We start from the raw sequence: 19021 nt of genomic DNA, 5'->3' as shown, positions 1-19021 counted from the left end.
CTTTGTCGCGCTGATGCTGATGCTGGAAACCGCGTCGATCGGCACCTTCGCGGCGCTGGACGCGCTCTTGTTCTACGTCTTCTTTGAAGTGTCGCTGGTCGGCATGTATTTCATGATCGTCGGCTGGGGCTATGAAGAGCGCCAGCGCGCCGGACTGATGTTCTTCATCTACACGCTGCTAGGCTCGCTGCCGCTTTTGCTGGCGATCATCGGGCTGTATCTGGCCACGGGAAGTTTCGACATGCGTCTGTGGATCGAGACCCCGCCGCTGACCGGGCTGGCGGCGATGCTGGCGCTGATCGCGATGCTGTTCACCTTCGCGGTCAAGATTCCGTCCTTTCCGGTGCATACTTGGCTGCCGGCGGCCCACGTGCAGGCCCCCACGGTCGGCAGTGTGATCCTGGCCGGCGTGATGCTGAAATTCGGCACATACGGCCTTGTGCGTTTCGCCTTACAGATGACGCCCGACGCCTTTGCGCAGGCCGGTCAGGTGGTGCTGGCCTTTGGCGTATTCAGCGCCCTTTACGGTGCCTTCGTGGCGCTGGCGCAGTCAGATCTGAAGAAGATGATCGCCTATACGTCGGTGAACCACATGGGCTATGTGGTGATCGGCGTCGCGGTGGCGGCGCTGACGCTGGACCCTGACCTGCGGGCGGTCGCGCTCAATGGTGCGACCTTGCAGATGGTCAGCCACGGCATCGTCACCGGGGCGTTGTTTTTTCTCGTCGGCATGTTGCAGTCGCGCGCCCACGAACGCGAGATGACCGCGTTCGGCGGGCTGCTGGGGCAGGTGCCATGGCTGGGCTGGGCCTTCGTGCTGTCGGCCTTTGCCTCGCTCGGGCTGCCGGGGCTGGCGCATTTCCCGGCTGAATTTCAGATCTTCCTGGCCACGCTGAATGCGCAGCCCTGGGCCATCGTGGTGATTATCGCCATTGTGGTAACGGCGGGGCTTTACCTGCGCGCGATCGCGGCGGTGTTTCTGGGCGAGCCAAACGAGAAATGGGCGGCGATGCCCGATCTGGACCGCGGCGAGATGCTGGCCATCGTGCCGTTGCTCATCCTCATCATCCTTATCGGGGTCGCGCCGTCCTGGTTGCTGGGCATGATTGATGCGACGATGCGGGCACTGCAATTCTAATGGCGCGCGACCTGTCCTTTCTGTTTCCCGAGCTGATGCTGGCCTCCACTGTCGTGCTGATGCTGGTGGCCGAGATGCTGCGCGCGCCCCGTCTGGCGTTGGCGTTCGGGCTGATCGGGCTGGGTCTGTCCACCGCGCTGACCCTTCCGCTGCTGGAGGCCGACACCACCGTCTTTGGCGGCACCTACCGCGTCGATCTGCTGTCCGGCTGGGCCAAGCTGATCCTGCTGCCAGGCACCGCGCTGGCGCTTCTGATGACGTGGGCCGAGATCGCCGGTAAGGACCGCGAGGGAAGTGTCTATACGCTGCTTTGCCTCGTGACGCTGGGGGCGCTGATGCTGGCGGGCGGTGGCGACATGATGCTGCTGGTCCTTGGCGTAGTGCTGACCGGACTGGGATCATTCGCAATGGTGGCCTGGCCGCGCGACGATGCGGCGACCGAGGCGGCGATGAAATATCTGGTGTTCGGCGCCGTCACCGGATCGGTGATGATCTACGGGCTGACCTTCTGGTTCGGTGGTGCCGGATCGACGCTTTTTTCCGAGCTTGGTGCGCTTCAGGACAAGCCGCTGATCGCGCTGGCGGGGCTGGTCGCGGTGCTGATCGGGCTGGGCTACAAGGCGGCGCTGGTGCCGTTCCAGTTCTGGGCACCGGACGCCTATGACGGCGCGCCGGTCTCGGTCGCGGCGTTCCTGTCGGTCATCACCAAGGTTGCCGCGATCTTCGCCTTTGCGCAGGTGCTGCGCGATCTGCCGGTAGCCACCGGCTGGCCGTTCGTCGTCGCGCTGATCGCGGCGGTGACGATGACATTCGGCTATCTGGCGGCGCTGGTGCAGACCAATGTCGTGCGGCTGCTGGCCTATTCCTCGGTGGCGCAGGCGGGCTATTTCATGCTGGGGATCGTGGCGCTTGGCACCAGCCCGCTGGCGCTGCCTTCGGTGATCGTGTTCGGCGCGGCCTATGTGGCGATGAACCTCGGGGCCTTTGCCGTCATCATGATCGCGGGCCGCGATCTGGACGATTTCAAGGGCTTCGGTCGCGCCCGCCCGGTGGTCGGCGTGGCGATGGTCGTGTTCCTGCTGTCGCTCACCGGCATTCCTCCGCTCTTCGGCTTTGTCGGCAAGGTTCTGCTGTTCGGTGCCGCGATCGAGGCGGGCTATTTGTGGCTGGCGGTGATCGGTATCCTCAACAGTGTGCTGGCGCTGGCGGTCTATCTGCGCATCGTGGTGCCCATGTATCAGGCGCGCGATGGCGACGCGGTTCGGGCGGAGGTCGCGCTGCCGTTGTCGGTTGTGCTAGGTGCGACCGCGCTGGTCACGGCGCTGATGGGGCTGTTTGCGGGAGTGTTTCCCGGGTGACTTAAGGCGCGGTTTTGTGCCAGTCGGTCAAAGTGGTGATCTTGCTATCCTAGCCTGCCAGCGGCTCGGCCATTCGCTCCGCATTTCCGGGATTAAGCAGCGTCTCGATATCACCATAAGCGCGGCGGGTGGCCACGGCCCCAGCCGCGATACAGTGGCGCTTTAGACCAAATTCAAGTGTGCCGATCGACTGTCCGAATTCAGGCTGGATCACAAGGTCCGCCTGCGCGAACCTCAACCGTGCATGTTCATACTGGCAGACTTCTATGGATCGCAGCATCGCCTGCATCCCGTTTTTTGGGCCAATGGTGTTTTCGCGCTGGCTTGGGTCGACAGCGATCACGATCTCGGCACTTGTAGCCCTTGCAACGTCGACCGGCGCTATGTCAGCATAGGCTCCGTCCATCAGCACATGCGGTCCATCGACCAGGGGTGGCAATATTCCGGCGAGCGCCGCGCTGGCATAAATGTAATCTGCGGCATTCCCCTTGCCGAAAACCACACGTTTCCCGGTCAGCATATCCGTCGCGCAGACAAAGATCGGGATGCGACCATCCTCAAGATTTTTACCTTGCGTCAGATCGGACAGGACGCTGCGGCCCCATGTCTCGGTAGGCGCGCCAACTCCCCAGCCGAAGTACATGTCCCGCGCGGCAAGCAAAGCGGTTCGAAGGCCTTTCATCCTAGCGGTTAGACCTGGCAAGCGAAAGTCCGGGGTTGCCGGAAACCCGCTGGTGTCCATGCCGACCAATGCGTCGAACCAATCGTCGTTCATGGCGTATGTGGTGCCGACGACCGCACCCATGGACACCCCTACGATCACGCTCGGGATATAGCCCCTTGCGACGAGGGTGCGTAGGACACCGGCGTGTGACAGGCCTCTCGCCCCGCCACCACTTAACACGAGGGCAAAGGATTTGTGCGTCTTGCCGACTGGTTTCGTGAAATCCGTCAATGTTCAGCCTTCATGTTCGAAAAACGCATACAGCAGCCGCATGTTCGCTTGAACCCTGCATCGAAATAGACGCTGAACGAGGGATATCGTTACGAAATGAATTGTAACTGACGTATCTCGGTCACTTACTCGAGAAGGTGGAACACGCCAAAAAATCAAACCGTAACGATTTTTGCCAACCAACGTTGTAACGTCAGAGAGTGGGCAACGTCTATTTACCTAAACGGTCGTTCTCGATCGCAAGGAAAGTCGACAGGAGCCAACATTGAAAAAATTGACCCTTGAGGTCCGCGGGCTGTTCGAGGAACTCGATCATCTCGCGGTCGAACGCCATTTGTCAGCTCTCGGCGGCGTGCACAGCGCCGAAGCGAACCCGGCATCGGCAAGCGTGACAGTCCACTACGATGAGACGGCAGTGGGCGAGGAAGAGCTGCGCAACACGGTTGAGGCCTGCGGATTCCACTGCGCCGGGGAGCGGTTTCCGAACCATGTCTGCCACGCCGACCATCAAATATCTGGCGCGGAGGCCCCGGCTGGCCACGACGCGATGGCGCACGAGATGGGCCACGGCGGTGGCATGGACATGCCCAGCATGGTCCGCGACATGCGCAACCGCTTCTGGGTGGCGCTGCTGTTCACCATCCCGATCTTCACTTATTCGCCGATGGGTGGCCTGTTCACGCCACCCGCGCCGCCCTTCGGGCTGGAACTGGATCTGTGGCTGTTCTTCCTGGGTAGTGCCGCGATTATCTGGCCAAGCTGGCCGTTCTTCGTCGCCGCTTGGCGGGCGCTGCGCAACGGCATCCTGAACATGGCGGTCCTGGTCGTGCTGTCGGTTGGCACCGGTTATTTGTTCAGCGTCGGGTCTACCTTCTTCTTTCCGGGCGTGCAATTCTACGAGGCGGTGGCGGTCCTGCTGGTGTTCATCCTGTTGGGTCACTGGCTGGAGATGCGCGCGCGGGCCGGGGCGTCCGCTGCAATCCGCGCACTGCTCGATCTTGCACCGCCGATGGCGACCGTTATCCGCGATGGGCAAGACGTCGAGGTGCCTACCTCCGAAGTCCTTGAGGGCGAGATCGTGCTGATCCGGCCCGGCAACAAGATCCCGGTGGATGGCGAGGTTGTCGAAGGCGCGTCGCTGGTCGACGAATCCATGCTGACAGGCGAGTCCATGCCGGTCAACAAGGCCGTCGGCGACACCGTGATCGGCGCCACCATTAACAAGAGCGGCAGTTTCCGGTACCGCGCCACCAAGGTCGGGGCCGACACCGCGCTGGCGCAGATCGTCAAGCTGGTGCAGGAGGCGCAGAACTCCAAGGCACCCGCCCAGCTTCTGGCCGACAAAGCCTCACAATGGCTGGTGCTGATCGCCATCGTGATCGGGCTTGCAACCTTCGCGGTCTGGTTCTGGTGGATCGGCTCTCCACTTTTGTTCGCGCTGACGCTGACGATCACCGTCTTCGTCATCGCCTGCCCGGACGCGCTTGGGCTTGCTACGCCGATGGCGGTGATGGTGGGCACAGGGTTAGGGGCGCAGCACGGTATCCTGTTCAAGAATGCCGGTGCGCTGGAAGACGCGACCAAGCTTGACGTGATCATCTTCGACAAGACCGGCACGTTGACCATGGGCGAACCGCGCGTGGTCGAGGTCGTTGCCGCCGAAGGCGGCGCGGAGGATGACGCGCTGCGGGCTGCGGCGGCCGTCGATCGCGGCTCGGACCACCCGCTGGCGCTCGCCATTGTCGAACGCGCTGCGGACCTCGACGTCCCGCAGATGGCCGAGTTTCTCAACCTCGAAGGCCGCGGCGCGCGCGCCGAAGTCGCAGGCAAGACCGTGCTGGTAGGCAATCGGCGCCTGATGGACGAGGAGGGTATCGACGTCGGCACCCTGACGGCGGAGGCCGAGCGCCTGAAGGGCGAGGGCCGCACGGTTGTGCATGTAGCGCAGGGCGGACGGATGCTGGGCCTGATCGCCATCGCTGATGCGCCGCGTCCAAGTGCGATGGCCGCCGTGGCCAAGCTGCGCGAACGCGGCGTCGAGGTGGCGATGCTGACCGGCGACAACGAAGGCACGGCGCGCCGCATCGCGGGCGAGCTGGGCATCGACATGGTGCTGGCCGACGTGCTGCCGGGCCAGAAGGCCGAGAAGGTGAAAAAGCTTCAGGCCCAGGGCAAGAAGGTCGGCATGGTCGGCGACGGCGTCAACGACGCACCCGCGCTGACCCAGGCCGATGTCGGATTTGCCATCGGTGCGGGTACGGATGTGGCGATGGAAAGCGCCGATGTCGTGCTGATGAAAAGCGATCCCTACGATGTCGTGGGGGCCATCGAGTTGTCGCGCGCCACCTTGCGCAAGATGCACCAGAACCTGTTCTGGGCCGTGGCTTACAACGTGGTCGCCTTTCCGATGGCGGCAGGGGTGTTCTATCCGTTGATCATCAGCCCCGCCGTGGCAGCACTTGCCATGTCGGGCAGCTCCGCGCTGGTGGCGGTCAACGCGCTGCTGCTGAAACGAACGCGGCTGGAAGGTATTGGTGCGGGCAAGAGTGGGTCCGCCAGCGGCGGCGGTCAGGGCGATGCGCAGGCAGGCCAGGTGCCGCTTCACGCCGGAAACTCGCAGAAATCACATTGAAGAAGGGGGACTTGAGATGTCTGACACATCATCGACCAAGACACCGGACGGGCAGGGCATGGCGGCGCGGTTTCCCACCGCCTATTCCATCCTGTTCGGGCTCATCATTGTTGTCGCGGCGCTGACCTGGATTATTCCTGCGGGCCAATATGACCGCGCCATGAACGAAGAGGTCGGGCGCGAGATCGCCGTGCCGGGTACGTATCAAACGGTCGAGCCCAATCCACAGGGGGTCATCGACGTCATGCTGGCACCGGTGGCGGGGTTTTATGATCCCGACAGCTATGCCGCAAATGCCATCGACGTGGCGCTGTTCGTACTGCTTTTGGGCGGCTTTCTGGGCGTGGTGAATGCCACGAATGCCATCGACACCGGCATCCAGACGGCGATGGTGCGGCTGAAGGGGCGCGAGATCTGGATGATCCCGATCCTGATGTCGCTCTTTGCCCTGGGCGGCACGACCTATGGCATGGCCGAGGAAACGCTGGCCTTTTACGCGCTTCTGATCCCGGTGGTGATCGCGGCGGGCTACGATTCCGTGACCGGCGTGGCGATCATCCTGATCGGTGCCGGGATCGGCACGCTGGGATCGACAATCAACCCCTTCGCCACGGTGATCGCGTCTAACGCGGCAGGCATCCCGTTCACGGATGGTATTGCGCTGCGGCTGGTCCTTCTGTTGGGCGGCCTCGCGATCTGCGTGGCCTACGTCATGCGCTATGCCTCGAAGGTTAAGGCCGACCCGGCCCGGTCCGTCGTCGCTGCGCAACGCGACAGCGACCGGCAGCTTTTTCTGAACGAGACGGATGCAACGTTCGAGGAGCCGAAGCTGAGCGGAACTCAGAAGCTGGTCCTGATCCTGTTTTTTGCGACCTTTGCGGTAATGATTTGGGGTGTCTCGAGCCAGGGATGGTGGATGGCTCGGATGGGCGCGCTGTTCTTCGGCATGGCCATCGTCGTCGGGCTGGTCGCCCGCATGGGGGAGAAGAAGCTAACGTCGTCCTTTGTCGACGGAGCGAAGGATCTTCTGGGAGTTGCGCTGGTGATCGGTCTGGCGCGCGGCATCGTGGTGATCATGGAGCAGGGCCTGATTGCCGACACGATCCTGAACAGTGCCGCCGATACCCTCGGCGGCCTGCCGGAAGTCGCGTTCATCAACCTGATGCTTTGGATCGAGATCGGGATGAGCTTTCTCGTGCCGTCGTCGTCCGGCCTGGCCGTCCTGTCGATGCCGATCCTTGCCCCTTTGGGGGATTTCGCGGGGGTCGGCCGTGACCTCGTGGTGACGGCCTATCAATCGGCGAGCGGGCTCGTGAATCTGATCACGCCCACCTCTGCGGTTGTGATCGGCGGTCTGGCCATCGGACGCGTGTCGTTCGACCGCTGGGTCGTCTTCGTCTGGCCCCTGCTGCTGATCCTCGTCGTCTTCATCTCGGCCGGGATCAGCCTGGCCGCCATTCTCTGATTAGAAAGAAGGAGGCATTCCAGATGTCTGAACCAAAATTGGGCGTTCATTCCGAAGCCGGTACATTGCGGCAGGTGATCGTATCGCCACCCGGCCTGGCGCATCGCCGTCTGACACCGGACAACCGCGAAGACCTGCTGTTCGACGATGTGTTCTGGGTCAAACAGGCGATCAAGGATCACGCCGTCTTTGCCGATGTCATGCGCGGCGAAGGGGTCGAGGTGTTGGATGCGATGGCGCTGCTGGGCGAGACGCTGGACATTTCCGACGCGCGCGCCTGGGTTCTCGACCACCGCATCACCCGCAATGACGTCGGCGTGGGGATGCGGGACGACTTGCGTGCCTGGATGGAGGGTCTGCCCGGCACGGAACTGGCCCGTTTGCTGGTCGGCGGCATCCGGGTGGACGATCTGCCTTTCACGCCCTCCGGCATGTTCGGCAGCTACCTTGGCCCCCACGGTTTCGTGCTGCCGCCGCTGCCAAATTTCATCTTTACCCGCGACAATTCAGCCTGGGTTTATGGCGGCGTGAGCCTGAACCCGATGCATTTCGCGGCACGGCGGCCCGAAACGCTGCTGATGGCAGCAGTCTACCGGTTTTATCCGACATTCGCGGATCGAGTGCGGGTCTGGTTCGGCGATCCGACGCGGGAATTCGGGACGGCCACGCTGGAAGGCGGCGACATCATGCCAATCGGGCACGGTGTCGTCATGGTCGGCATGGGCGAACGATCGACCCCGCAGGCGGTGGGCCAACTGGCCGAGGCGCTGTTCGAGGGTGGCGACGTGACGCGGGTGATCGCCTGCCAGATGCCCAGTTCGCGCGCGGCGATGCATCTGGACACCGTTTTCACCCATTGCGGGGGCGATGTGGTGACCACTTTCAAGGAGGTGGCGGATGCGATCACCTGCTATGACCTGCGCCCCGGTCAGGGCAAGGCCGCGCTCGATATCCGCCGGGATGCGCGCCACATATTCGAGATCACCGCTGAAATTCTGGGCCACAAGAAACTGCATCTAGTGCCCACCGGCGGGGCCGACGCCGCGGAGCAATCGCGCGAACAGTGGAATGATGGCAACAACGTGCTGGCGCTGCGCCCCGGCGTCGTCATCGGCTATGACCGCAACGACGACACCAACGCCGCACTGAAGGAGGCCGGGATCGAGGTGCTGGCCATCCCCGGTGCCGAACTCGGCCGGGGCAGGGGCGGCAGCCACTGCATGAGTTGCCCGACGATCCGCGACGCAATCTGAACCACCGACGATAAGGAAATCCCATGTCCTACAATCTGAGAAACCGCCATTTCCTGGCCCTGCGCGACTTCACGCCGCAGGAAATCAGCTTCTTGCTGAAACTCTCCGCCGACCTGAAGGCGGCGAAATACGCCGGCACTGAAGTTCCGCGCCTGACCGGCAAGGAAATCGCCCTGATCTTCGAGAAGGACAGCACCCGCACCCGCGTCGGCTTTGAGGTGGCGGCCCACGATCAGGGCGCGCATGTGACCTATCTTGGCCCCTCGGGGTCGCATCTGGGCAAGAAGGAAACCGTCAAGGACACCGCGCGCGTGCTAGGCCGGGTCTATGACGCGATCGAATATCGCGGATTTGGTCACCCTATCGTCGAGACGCTGGCGCAATACGCTGGCGTGCCCGTCTATAACGGGCTGACGGACGAATTCCACCCGACGCAGATCCTTGCCGATTTCCTGACCATGCAGGAACATTCCGACAAGCCGCTGCGCGAGATCGCCTATTGCTTCATGGGCGATGCGGGCAACAACATGGGTGACAGCCTGCTGATCGGCGGGGCGAAGATGGGCATGGATGTGCGCCTGTGCGCGCCCGAAAGCCTGTGGCCGGGCCAGGCGATCCGCGACGAGGCCGATGACGTCGCCGTGCAGACCGGCGCGCGGATCACGATCACCGAGGATGTGGACGCCGCGGTGAAAGACGTCGATTTCGTCTATACCGATGTCTGGGTGTCGATGGGTGAGCCCAAGGAAAAATGGGCGGAACGGATCGAGCTGCTGACGCCCTATCAGGTGAATTCCGATGTGATGGCCAAAACCGGCAATCCGAGGGCCAAGTTCATGCATTGCCTGCCCGCCTTCCACAATGCCGAGACCGAAGTCGGCGCCGATATCGAAGAGGAATTCGGCATCACGGCGATGGAAGTCACCGAAGAGGTGTTCGAAAGCCCGGCCTCCATCGTGTTCGATCAGGCCGAGAACCGGCTGCACACGATTAAGGCGGTGCTCGTCGCCACGCTGGACAACTAGCGGTGCTGGTTGTCGCCGCATTGGGGGGCAATGCATTGTTGCGCCGTGGCGAGCCGCTGACCGCCAAGGCGCAGCGCGAGAACGTCGCCACCGCGGCTACCGCGCTGGCGCAGATCATCAAGGCCGGACACCGGCTGGTCGTCACCCACGGCAACGGGCCGCAAATCGGCCTGCTTGCATTGCAGGGTGCGGCCTACAAACCCGATGCAGTGTTCCCGCTGGATGTGCTGGGGGCGGAAACCGATGGCATGATCGGTTACATGATCGAGCAGGCGCTTGAAAACGCCCTGGGCCATGACCGCCCGGTCGCGACCCTGCTGACCCAGATCGAGGTCGATCCCAAAGACCCGGCCTTCGCCAAACCCACCAAGTTCATCGGCCCGGTCTATGACAAGGCGGAAGCCGAACGGCTCGCGCAGGCGCGGGGGTGGAGCATTGCTGCGGATGGCGCGCATTGGCGCCGCGTGGTGCCGTCGCCGATGCCGAGTGGCATTCCCGACCTGAAGGTGCTGGAACTGCTGCTCGAGCAGGACGTGACGCTGATCTGCGCAGGCGGCGGTGGCATTCCGGTCGTCCGGCGTGCCGACGGTTCGCTGATCGGGGTCGAGGCGGTGATCGACAAGGATCACGCGACGGCGCTTCTGGCACACAAGCTGAACGCCGACGCGCTGTTGCTGCTGACTGACGTCGAGGCCGTGTTCCGCGACTTCGGCACCGAAACGCAGTCGGCTATTAGGCAGGTGTCGCCGGAGGACGCAGTGCGTCTGGACTTGCCCGACGGCTCGATGGCGCCGAAGGTGGCCGCCGCCGCGACTTTCGTATCCGATCGTGCGCGTTTCGCCTCCGTGGGTCGCCTGGAGGATGCGCTTGCCCTGCTAGATGGCAAGGCGGGCACGATGATCGTAAACAACTGAACCCAAGGAGCATATTCGATGAAACGTCTGGCAGAAAAAGTCACCCTGATCACTGGAGGAGCGGCAGGCATCGGTCTGGAAACCGCCCGGCTTTTCTTGAGTGAGGGGGCCAAGGTTGCGCTTGTGGACCTCCACGTTGACGACCTGTCGGATGCTGCGGGAGATCTGGGCAATCCGGACGACCTGCTGACAATCGCCGCCGACGTCTCATCGGTCGAGGATTGCAAGAGATACGTCGCGCAGACCGTCGAGAAGTTCGGGCGCATCGACGTGTTCTTCAACAACGCCGGAGTCGAAGGCATGGTCGCGCCGCTGGTCGATCAGAAGATCGAGGATTTCGACCGCGTGATGGCGGTAAATGTGCGCGGCGCGTTTCTTGGTTTGCAGCATGTCCTGCCGGTGATGACTGGGCAGAAATGCGGCAGCGTGATCAACATGTCGTCGATTGCGGGCCTCAACGGCAGCCCGAACGTCGCACCTTACATCACGTCGAAACATGCCGTCGTCGGTTTGACGCGCGCCGCCGCGATAGAGGTCGCAAGGCACAACGTGCGCGTCAACTCCGTGCATCCCTCGCCGGTCAACACGCGGATGATGCGGTCGCTGGAGGAAGGGTTCAATCCCGGCCACGGCGACGAGATGAAGCAACAGCTTGCCGAAACGATCCCGCTGGGTCGATACGGCGAAAGCCTCGATATCGCCAATCTGGTCCTGTTCCTCGCTTCCGATGATTCCGCATTCATCACCGGAGCGCAATATCCCGTCGACGGGGGCATGGCGGCTGGCTGATCGGTCCTGCCCGCAAAGGTCTGGATCCTGTTGCTGGGGGCTGTCAGGTCGCCGTAAATGTCCCGACCCCAAGCGCCGCGTTCGTACGCGCAATCGACGCCGATCCGTCTCGCTCGGCTTCCGTCAGGGCGCGGATCGCGTCGATGGTTTCGGGGATCACGATGGCTTGGTTGTCGACCATGTAGGCATAGTACAATTCGTCGCCCTCGACCTTGAGCATGTCCTCCCACAGAGCCACCTCATAGAGGCTGTCGTTGGGGCGTCCGAAGTCCGCCATCATCTCCTTGACCGCGTTAAGGGCGCCCAGCCCGTCCGCCATCCGGATCAACGCGATGCGGGAGGAGGCGCGGAACGCTTCCAGCACCTCGTCCTTGGAGGCCTTGCGCGGCATCCTGACCGACCAGTAGTGCAGATGGGCAAGGGTCTGCGGCACCTTCACGGCCATCGTGATCACATCGAGATCGGGGTCGACGCTTTGTGCATCCGGGCCCTGATGGCTGGGAATCTCGGGTTCGGGGACAAGCGTGTTCATGATTCCGCCCAGATGGCTTTCCCACGGGTCTGTGGCGCGCCGCAGAAGCGTTCCGCGCGCTGAGCCCAAAAGCCCTGCATCTTTCAGCGCTGTGAGGGTGCGGACGATCGAGGTCGTGTTGCAGGACACGACGCGGGTACTGTCCCGCCCAATCGTGCTTGCATAGTTCGCTTCGGCGACGAAGGAATGGCCGGTCACTTCGTGCTTTTCGCCGCCATGAACGATGAACCGGATACCTCTTTCGCGGTAGGTTTCGACGTTGCGCGCGGCGACTTTTTTGGGTGTGCAGTCCACCACGATGTCGGCAGAGGCGAGCAGATCGTCGAGCCCTCCGATCACGTCGAGACCGCCTGCGCGCATGGCCGGGGCGCGATCCGGATCGGCCGAGTAAAGCGCGAAGCCCTTCGAGATCGCCATGCGGGCCCGCCAGTCGGCGACGACATCCGCCACGCCGATCAGGTCCATGTCCTTTTGCACGGAAACCGCGTCCGCCACGCGTTTGCCGATCACGCCGTATCCGTTCACGGCTACTCTGATCCGTTTTGCGTCTGTCATGATGTTCTCCTCGTGTTTGTGTCGGACGATATATTCCCGGCGATCTGACCTGTCTCAGTTTCGGCGATATAGTCACGGGTCAGCGGAACCGCATCACGGCGCTTGGCAAGCTGGATCTGGAAGACCATCAACCGCCCATTCCGGAACGCCATTTCGCAGACAGCCAGATAGAATTCCCACATACGGCAGAACCGCTCGTCGTAAAGCATGCGCGCAGTCTCGCGCTCGGCGGCGAACCGTTCGGACCAGTGTCGCAGCGTCTCGGCGTAATGCAACCGCAGGACCTCGACATCCGTGACCCACATCCCCGCACGCTCTGCTGCCGCTATGGTTTCGGACAGCGTGGGCAGATAGCCACCGGGGAAGACGTATTTGCGGATCCACGGATCGCTGCCGCCTTTGGGCGCCATCCTGCCGATCGCATGCAAAAGTGCGACGCCATCGGGCCTGAGAACGCGCTGAAGGGTGGTAAAAAACGCATCGAATCCGCTGCGGCCCACATGCTCGAACATACCTACGGACACGACGCGATCGTATAGCCCATGCTCTTCGCGGTAATCGCGCCGTTCAAAGGCCACCTGATCAAACAGGCCGGTTTGCTGGGCACGTTCGCGGGCAGCGGCAATCTGTTCGGTCGAGAGGCTGAGCCCGGTCACGCGCGCCTCGTGTTGCTGGGCAAGCTCCATCGCCAGCCCGCCCCAGCCCGAGCCGATGTCGAGAACCTCCAGACCGGGTCGCATCAAGAGCTTTGCTGCGATGTGCTTTTTCTTGAAGGCCTGGGCCTCGTCCAACGTTTCGGTCCCGATCGGGAAGTAGGCGCAGGAGTATTGTCGATCCGCATCCAGAAAAAGGTCGTAGAGTTCGGTCGAGATGTCGTAGTGATGCGCCACGTTCGCGTGAGACCGGCTGATCGGATTATGATGCAGCCTGCGGCTCAGGAATGCGTCCAGCCAGCGGGTCAATCGTCTGCCAGGCAATGCGTCGATAGTATCTATGTCGGTCATGCAGATCGAGAGGAGGTCGCGCAGGCTGCCAGTTTCAATGCGCAGCGTCCCGTCCATATAAGCCTCGCCAAGTGCAATGCTGGGGTTCACCAGAAGTTGCACAGGCAGCACCTTTTCGGTCAAACGGACGGAAACGGCGGGTTCGCCGCCGGGGCCGAAATGCCACGTCTGGCCGCAGGGATCGTAGATGGTGAGGCGTCCGTTTTGAACGAGGCGTCGCAGCGATTTGGCGAGCAACCACATGGCCGCCCGTCCCGGTGCGAGACGTCCGGTTTCAATCCGGCTACCTTCTTGTTCAAAGCCTTCGTCGGGAGAGGTTTCGCTATTGGACATGATCGCTTGCTCCGTCTTGTTTTTTGTCGGCAGGCGGCGTCAACCGCCGCTTTCTGATAAAACAGACGAAAGATGACAAGGTTCATTACAGCGCAGCGGCCTGCCGACACGGTGCCCGCGGTGCACAGGCGTGCGTAGGCGGAACCCTTGGAAAACGGATCGGCGTGTCCTCGCTGGCGGACAATAGAACGCGATCAGTGAATTGCAGACACGCCGGTGAGAGAAGGCCAGCACATCGGGGCTCAGTCCGTCGTTTTCGCTCCGGCGTCGTCCTTCATCGCTTGAAAACGAGCGCGGGCCTTTTCCGCTGCGTCGCAATCGCAATCGAGAAAGCCATGAACCGGGCAGGTCAGGCACATCTGTTCCAACCTTGTCTTCAACGCCTGCCGACCCCGGTGAAGACGGACCGTGAGGTTGTTCATGGTGATGCCGAGGTCTTTGGCGACAGCCTCGCGCGGCTGCTCCTGAAGATCGACGCGCCAGATGACATCGGCATATTCCGGTCTGAGCGTCGGCAGCAGCTTGTACAGACAATTGCATATCGCCTCGTCGAGTTCTTCGTCGAACCCGTCTTGGAAGCTGTCCAGGTCGGTTGGGGCCATGACCACCTCCCTTTGGCGCCTTCGCGAAACCTTGCGACCGTAGTCGGCGATGGACGACGCCAGAATCTTGCCGAGCCAGCCACGAACGGCGCGCACATCGCGAAGTTGCTCGGAGCGGTCAATGGCGCGCAGCATGAACGTTTGCAGGACATCCTCGGCTGCCTCCGGATCTCCCAGTCGCCGACGCAGGAAATTCAGGATATGCTGCCGACCTTCCACCAGCGAGCGACGGACAGCGATGTCCACATCCTTGGCGGCTGTGTTGGGCTGATCTGCTGTGGATAACCGATCATTCGGGTCGTGATTCATGATACACCTCTGAAAAGTAAGACGCCGAACCATCGAGAACGTTACACTTTTTCGGGTGCTTCGGGTGACCTGATTGTTGGTGGTTTTGCTGTTGGGTATGCACATGCGCGGTCTTTTGGAACCCGGGCCAACGGGCGTATGCCCAGGAATGCGTAAGGTTTCGGCTGCCGCAGCGTCTTCTTACTTCGCCCCTGAGTTGGCACATCGGAAAATTTCTGCAATTCCTGCCACTTCTGACTTGGAAAGGAAATCTCGATGTCGCCGACTGTCATAACCAAAATCGTTTTGGCCATGTTCCTGTGGGCGGCGTGCTTTCCGTTGATCACGGCAGGGCTGCAATACTCGCCGCATCTGACTTTTGCGACAATGCGCGCAGTTCTGGCCGGAGCAACTTTGGTGGGTCTGGCCATGATTTTGCGCAGACCATTCCCGCGCGGTTGGCGCACGTGGTTGACCTTGGGGATCGTCGGGATTGGTGCGACAAGTTTGGGATTTCTGGGCATGTTTCATGCAGCAGAATTCGTGTCTCCGGGCCTCGCCACGGTCATCGCAAACGCGCAGCCGCTGCTGGCCGCAATACTGGGTGTTGTATGGCTTGGCGAAAGGCTGCCGAAGGTCGGTTGGGTCGGCCTTTCGATCGGATTCATGGGAATCCTCGTGATCGCGCTGCCGCAATTGCTTGATGGAGGGCAAGAGGGGTCGGCCATCGGTTTCGCCTATATCGTTTTGGCCGCGGTTGGGGTGACCATCAGCAACGTGGCGATCAAGTCCATCGCTGGCACAGTGGACGGGCTTTTCGCAATGGGGTTACAGTTGCTCATCGGCAGCGTGCCACTTGGGTTGGCAGCCCTCGCGCAGGAAGATCAAAACGCCATTCAATGGAACGCGGTCTTCACGGCATCGCTTTTGGGGCTGGCCCTGTTCGGCTCAGCGCTGGTGTATTGGCTCTGGTTTTCCGTGCTGGAGGCAGTTGAGCTGAACCGGGCGATTGTGTTCAGCTTTCTTGTTCCAATCTTCGGTCTTTCAATTGGTGCCTTGTTTTTCGGGGAACGCCTGTCCGGGATTCAATTTTCCGGTATTGCGCTGGTCATTTTGGGGATCGTGTTCGTCAATCTTAAGGGAGCACGGCGGTCTCAAGGTCGATAATACAGAACAACCTGTTAACCTGTTTTCAAACGGTCGTTTTGGCTATTGTCTTCGTCGAAAGCCTGTTTGCTTCGATACGAATGTGTGTTGCTTATTCAGAGTGACGCGCGGAGGGGCAAATTGTACGTTAGAGAGACAATGCTCGAATCAGCGCTGATCGCACCTTCGCAAACCTCTTGGAAAGGGCAGAGACATCATGGCATCGCAAGACAGTGGCAAGCCCGATGTGCCCGACGCTTCGCCGGAACGCGCCCTGTTGGACGGGCGCGGAGCGTTTATGGGATTTCTGGTCAAACGGCTTGGCAACCGCGCAGATGCAGAGGATGTCCTGCAAGACTTCTGCATCCGCGTGCTGTCACGCAAGGATCAGCTCCGAGACGTCGAACGAATGGATGCGTGGCTCTACACAATCCTGCGGTCCACTTTGAACGATCACTACCGCAAAGGGACCCGGCGCAGCCGCCTGGCGGCGGCGGCGGCGCGCGAACCAGAGGAATGGATTGCCGATGCGCCCTCACAGATGGCGCGGCTGTGCACCTGCCATGGCGGGCTGATTTCCGAACTGCGCCCGGCGGATGCCGAACTGATCCGGCGCATCGATTTCGGCGAAGAGGATCGCGAAAGCGTGGCAGCCGATCTGCGGCTTAACCGCAACGCACTTGGTGTCCGGCTACACCGGGCACGCACTGCTTTGCGCGAGGCGCTTACAACGCATTGCGGCAAGTGCTGCCAAGAGGACCGGGACGATTGTTACTGTCCGCCCGAGGGCTGCGAGAACGACAAACACGAGACTGATTGCGAAGAAGAGGGACAACTATCCTGATCGCAGCGAAGTCGGGTCTGTAACGATTTCCATGATCCAGCGTCTTCTTCTGTGAGTCTGCCCGAAGGCACAACCGCAGGAGAAATTGAACATGCCACGTATCACGTCGGATTGGAACTCGGGAGTACCCCGTCAACCATCATCCGATGACGATCTTCGCGTCTTTTTTTCCCGGATGACCTGCGCATGTGCCGAGACCTCCGCGTACGCAGATGCCCCGATGGCGCGCGCGATGTTCAACCGTGTGGAAGTGATGAAACAACCCCGGACACTTGCGGCAAGTGCACTGGGCATTGCACCTGGCGATGCGACCTATCTCCTTTCCGGTCTGCGCGAGGATGTGGCGAAGGATTTCGTGCTTCTGCTGGATGCGAAGAGACCGCCCGCAAAGACCAACTATGAGAAGGAAATCAGCGATGAATAAGAGCTTGCGCTTGCAACCGTGGCGCCGGAGCACCCCCCCGCAGCTGCCTCCGATGACGCGAAGATAGGCACTCACGTTTCCTATGCTCAAGACGCCTTTGAACGCTGGATGCTGTTTCTCGACACGCTGGGTGAACGCGCCGACAACATGATCGCGCATGAGCGGCAGGGCATGCCGCCGCTACTGGATTTCGATTACGAACTGCTGCTGGACGCACGCACCTTTGAGCGGTCGGCCAACTACGCGCTGCTCAGGATCACGCGGGTCGGCGACGATTGCTGGGACGATTGCGTGGACGAGGCCAAGCCGCCCGTGATCGTCATCGATCCGCGCGCCGGGCACGGGCCCGGTATCGGCGGGTTCAAGCGCGACAGCGAGGTCGGCATGGCGATGCACGAGGGCCATCCGGTCTATTTCGTGATCTTCTACCCCGAGCCCATGCCACATCAGACGCTGTCGGATGTGCATTATGCCTTGCGCGACTTCGTCTCCGAGGTCGCTCGCCGTCACCCGGACACAGCCCCCGTGCTCTACGCCAATTGCCAGGCCGGTTGGGCGGCCACGCTGCTGGCGGCGGATTGCGACGGTCTGACCGGACCCGTGGTGCTGAACGGCTCGCCGCTCAGCTACTGGTCGGGCGAGGCGGCAAGCAGCCCGATGCGGATGATGGGCGCACTGTCGGGCGGGGCATGGGCCGCCCATATGATCTCCGATCTGGGGGACGGGCGGTTCGACGGTGCCTGGCTGGCGCAGAATTTTGAGACCCTGCAACCCGAAAAGGCGATCTGGGACAAATACGCGAACCTCTTTGCCCATGCCGACACCGAACGCGAGCGGTTCCTTGAGTTCGAACGCTGGTGGAATGGCTACTACACGCTCAGCCGCGAGGAAATCCTCGGCATCACGCAGAACCTGTTCATCGGCAACCGGCTGGAACAGGGCGAGATGCAGCTGGATGCGCATTGCACCGTCGATCTTAAGCGCATCAGCAATCCACTGATCATCTTCGCCTCGGACGGTGACAACATCACGCCGCCCGAACAGGCAATGGGGTGGATTGGCAAGCTTTATCCCGATACCGATGCGCTCAAGGCAGCCGGGCAGCGCATCGTCTATATGACGCATCCGCGTGTCGGGCATCTGGGCATCTTCGTCTCCGGCTCTGTCGCGCGGCTCCAGCATCGTGCGATTCTGGAAAGCCTGGACGATGTCGAGGCCCTTTCCCCGGGTCTCTACGAGATGGTGATCGACAACCCGTCGGGTGACCCGGACTGCGAGACCGGCGATTTTGAGGTGCGATTCGAGCCGCGCGAGGTCGATGATCTGGGCATTGCATCGGACGATGCGGCCTTGAAACAAGTGGCGCAGATATCGCGGATCAACGAGGCGGTCTATTCGACTTTCGTCAGTCCTTGGATCCGCGCCGCGACGACCCCGGCCAGCGCTGAGGCGCTCCGTGCGCTGCACCCCATGCGCTGGACCAGAATGATGTTCTCCGAACAGGTGAACCCGTGGATGGCCCTGATCAAGTCCACCGCCGAAACGCTGCGCGAGACGCGCTCACCATTGCCGGACGACCACCCCGCGATCGTGGCCGAGCGTGCGCTGTCGGCGCGCACCGGCGAGGGTATAGGCGCATGGCGCAAGGGACGCGATGCCTGGATCACCCATGTCTTCGGCGCGATGTTCGGCAATTTCCCGTTCGCCGCGGCAGTCACACAGGCGGAAAAACTGTCGGCCTCATCAAAAAAGGAATGAACAATT

16 protein-coding genes are annotated in these 19021 nt (G+C 61.8%); 12 read left to right on the top strand and 4 right to left on the bottom strand.

What is annotated here, in order from left to right; genetic code table 11:
• Together GLP52_RS18175 and GLP52_RS18170 are read left to right on the top strand one after the other, a co-directional pair.
• Positions 1-1138 (top strand): complex I subunit 4 family protein (locus GLP52_RS18175; RefSeq protein WP_237273931.1); only part of this gene is annotated, 1138 nt, incomplete at its 5' end.
• Entirely contained in the window at positions 1138-2496 is a 1359-nt protein-coding gene (locus GLP52_RS18170) for an NADH-quinone oxidoreductase subunit N (RefSeq protein ID WP_237273930.1), read from the top strand. The genes GLP52_RS18175 and GLP52_RS18170, both read left to right, overlap by 1 nt.
• A 49-nt stretch (positions 2497-2545) precedes the next feature.
• Here the strand turns inward: GLP52_RS18170 and GLP52_RS18165 are convergent, their stop codons facing one another.
• Entirely contained in the window at positions 2546-3451 is a 906-nt protein-coding gene (locus GLP52_RS18165) for a patatin-like phospholipase family protein (protein WP_237273929.1), read from the bottom strand.
• A gap of 265 nt (positions 3452-3716) precedes the next feature.
• Between GLP52_RS18165 and GLP52_RS18160 the strand changes: the two genes are divergently transcribed.
• Genes GLP52_RS18160 through GLP52_RS18135 form a run of 6 tightly spaced genes read left to right on the top strand, consistent with a single transcriptional unit; the run spans position 3717 to position 11529 of the window.
• A complete protein-coding gene (locus GLP52_RS18160; protein WP_237273928.1) occupies positions 3717-6083 on the top strand; it encodes a heavy metal translocating P-type ATPase in 2367 nt (788 codons plus the stop codon).
• A gap of 16 nt (positions 6084-6099) precedes the next feature.
• Positions 6100-7548 (top strand): YfcC family protein, encoded by a 1449-nt coding sequence (locus GLP52_RS18155; RefSeq protein ID WP_237273927.1) that lies wholly within the window; start codon positions 6100-6102, stop codon positions 7546-7548.
• A gap of 23 nt (positions 7549-7571) precedes the next feature.
• A complete protein-coding gene (locus GLP52_RS18150; RefSeq protein ID WP_088635785.1) occupies positions 7572-8801 on the top strand; it encodes an arginine deiminase in 1230 nt (409 codons plus the stop codon).
• A gap of 23 nt (positions 8802-8824) precedes the next feature.
• Positions 8825-9826, top strand: coding sequence for an ornithine carbamoyltransferase (gene argF, locus GLP52_RS18145; protein WP_237273926.1), 1002 nt, complete (start codon positions 8825-8827; stop codon positions 9824-9826).
• 2 nt (positions 9827-9828) lie between these two features.
• Complete coding sequence (gene arcC / locus GLP52_RS18140) at positions 9829-10740, top strand: carbamate kinase (protein ID WP_088635786.1); 912 nt, start codon at positions 9829-9831, stop codon at positions 10738-10740.
• A gap of 18 nt (positions 10741-10758) precedes the next feature.
• The gene (locus GLP52_RS18135) at positions 10759-11529 is read left to right on the top strand and encodes an SDR family NAD(P)-dependent oxidoreductase (protein WP_237273925.1); all 771 of its coding nucleotides are present in this window, start codon (positions 10759-10761) and stop codon (positions 11527-11529) included.
• Positions 11530-11572: 43 nt separating this feature from the next.
• Here the strand turns inward: GLP52_RS18135 and GLP52_RS18130 are convergent, their stop codons facing one another.
• The 3 genes from GLP52_RS18130 to GLP52_RS18120 all read right to left on the bottom strand — a co-directional run bounded on the left by GLP52_RS18130 (position 11573) and on the right by GLP52_RS18120 (position 14864).
• Entirely contained in the window at positions 11573-12616 is a 1044-nt protein-coding gene (locus GLP52_RS18130; RefSeq protein WP_237273924.1) for a type II glyceraldehyde-3-phosphate dehydrogenase, read from the bottom strand.
• Entirely contained in the window at positions 12613-13953 is a 1341-nt protein-coding gene (locus tag GLP52_RS18125; protein WP_237273923.1) for an SAM-dependent methyltransferase, read from the bottom strand. The genes GLP52_RS18130 and GLP52_RS18125 overlap by 4 nt, the downstream gene beginning before the upstream one ends.
• Before the next feature lie 242 nt (positions 13954-14195).
• A complete protein-coding gene (locus GLP52_RS18120) occupies positions 14196-14864 on the bottom strand; it encodes an RNA polymerase sigma factor (RefSeq protein ID WP_237273922.1) in 669 nt (222 codons plus the stop codon).
• A gap of 255 nt (positions 14865-15119) precedes the next feature.
• Here GLP52_RS18120 and GLP52_RS18115 point away from each other — a divergent pair, with 255 nt between their 5' ends.
• The 4 genes from GLP52_RS18115 to GLP52_RS18100 all read left to right on the top strand — a co-directional run bounded on the left by GLP52_RS18115 (position 15120) and on the right by GLP52_RS18100 (position 19015).
• Positions 15120-16010 (top strand): DMT family transporter, encoded by an 891-nt coding sequence (locus GLP52_RS18115; protein ID WP_237273921.1) that lies wholly within the window; start codon positions 15120-15122, stop codon positions 16008-16010.
• Positions 16011-16206: 196 nt separating this feature from the next.
• Entirely contained in the window at positions 16207-16833 is a 627-nt protein-coding gene (locus tag GLP52_RS18110) for an RNA polymerase sigma factor (protein ID WP_183530919.1), read from the top strand.
• 91 nt (positions 16834-16924) lie between these two features.
• Positions 16925-17257: a hypothetical protein gene (locus tag GLP52_RS18105; protein WP_237273920.1), complete on the top strand. Its 333-nt coding sequence runs from the start codon at positions 16925-16927 to the stop codon at positions 17255-17257.
• 108 nt (positions 17258-17365) lie between these two features.
• A complete protein-coding gene (locus tag GLP52_RS18100) occupies positions 17366-19015 on the top strand; it encodes a DUF3141 domain-containing protein (RefSeq protein WP_237273919.1) in 1650 nt (549 codons plus the stop codon).
• Positions 19016-19021: the final 6 nt, after the last annotated feature.

Origin of the sequence: Sulfitobacter sp. M22, from assembly GCF_021736025.1 — a bacterium.
Taxonomy (GTDB): domain Bacteria; phylum Pseudomonadota; class Alphaproteobacteria; order Rhodobacterales; family Rhodobacteraceae; genus Sulfitobacter; species Sulfitobacter litoralis.
Note: the sequence above shows the minus strand (reverse complement) of the source record. Positions and strands in the feature narration are given on the sequence as shown.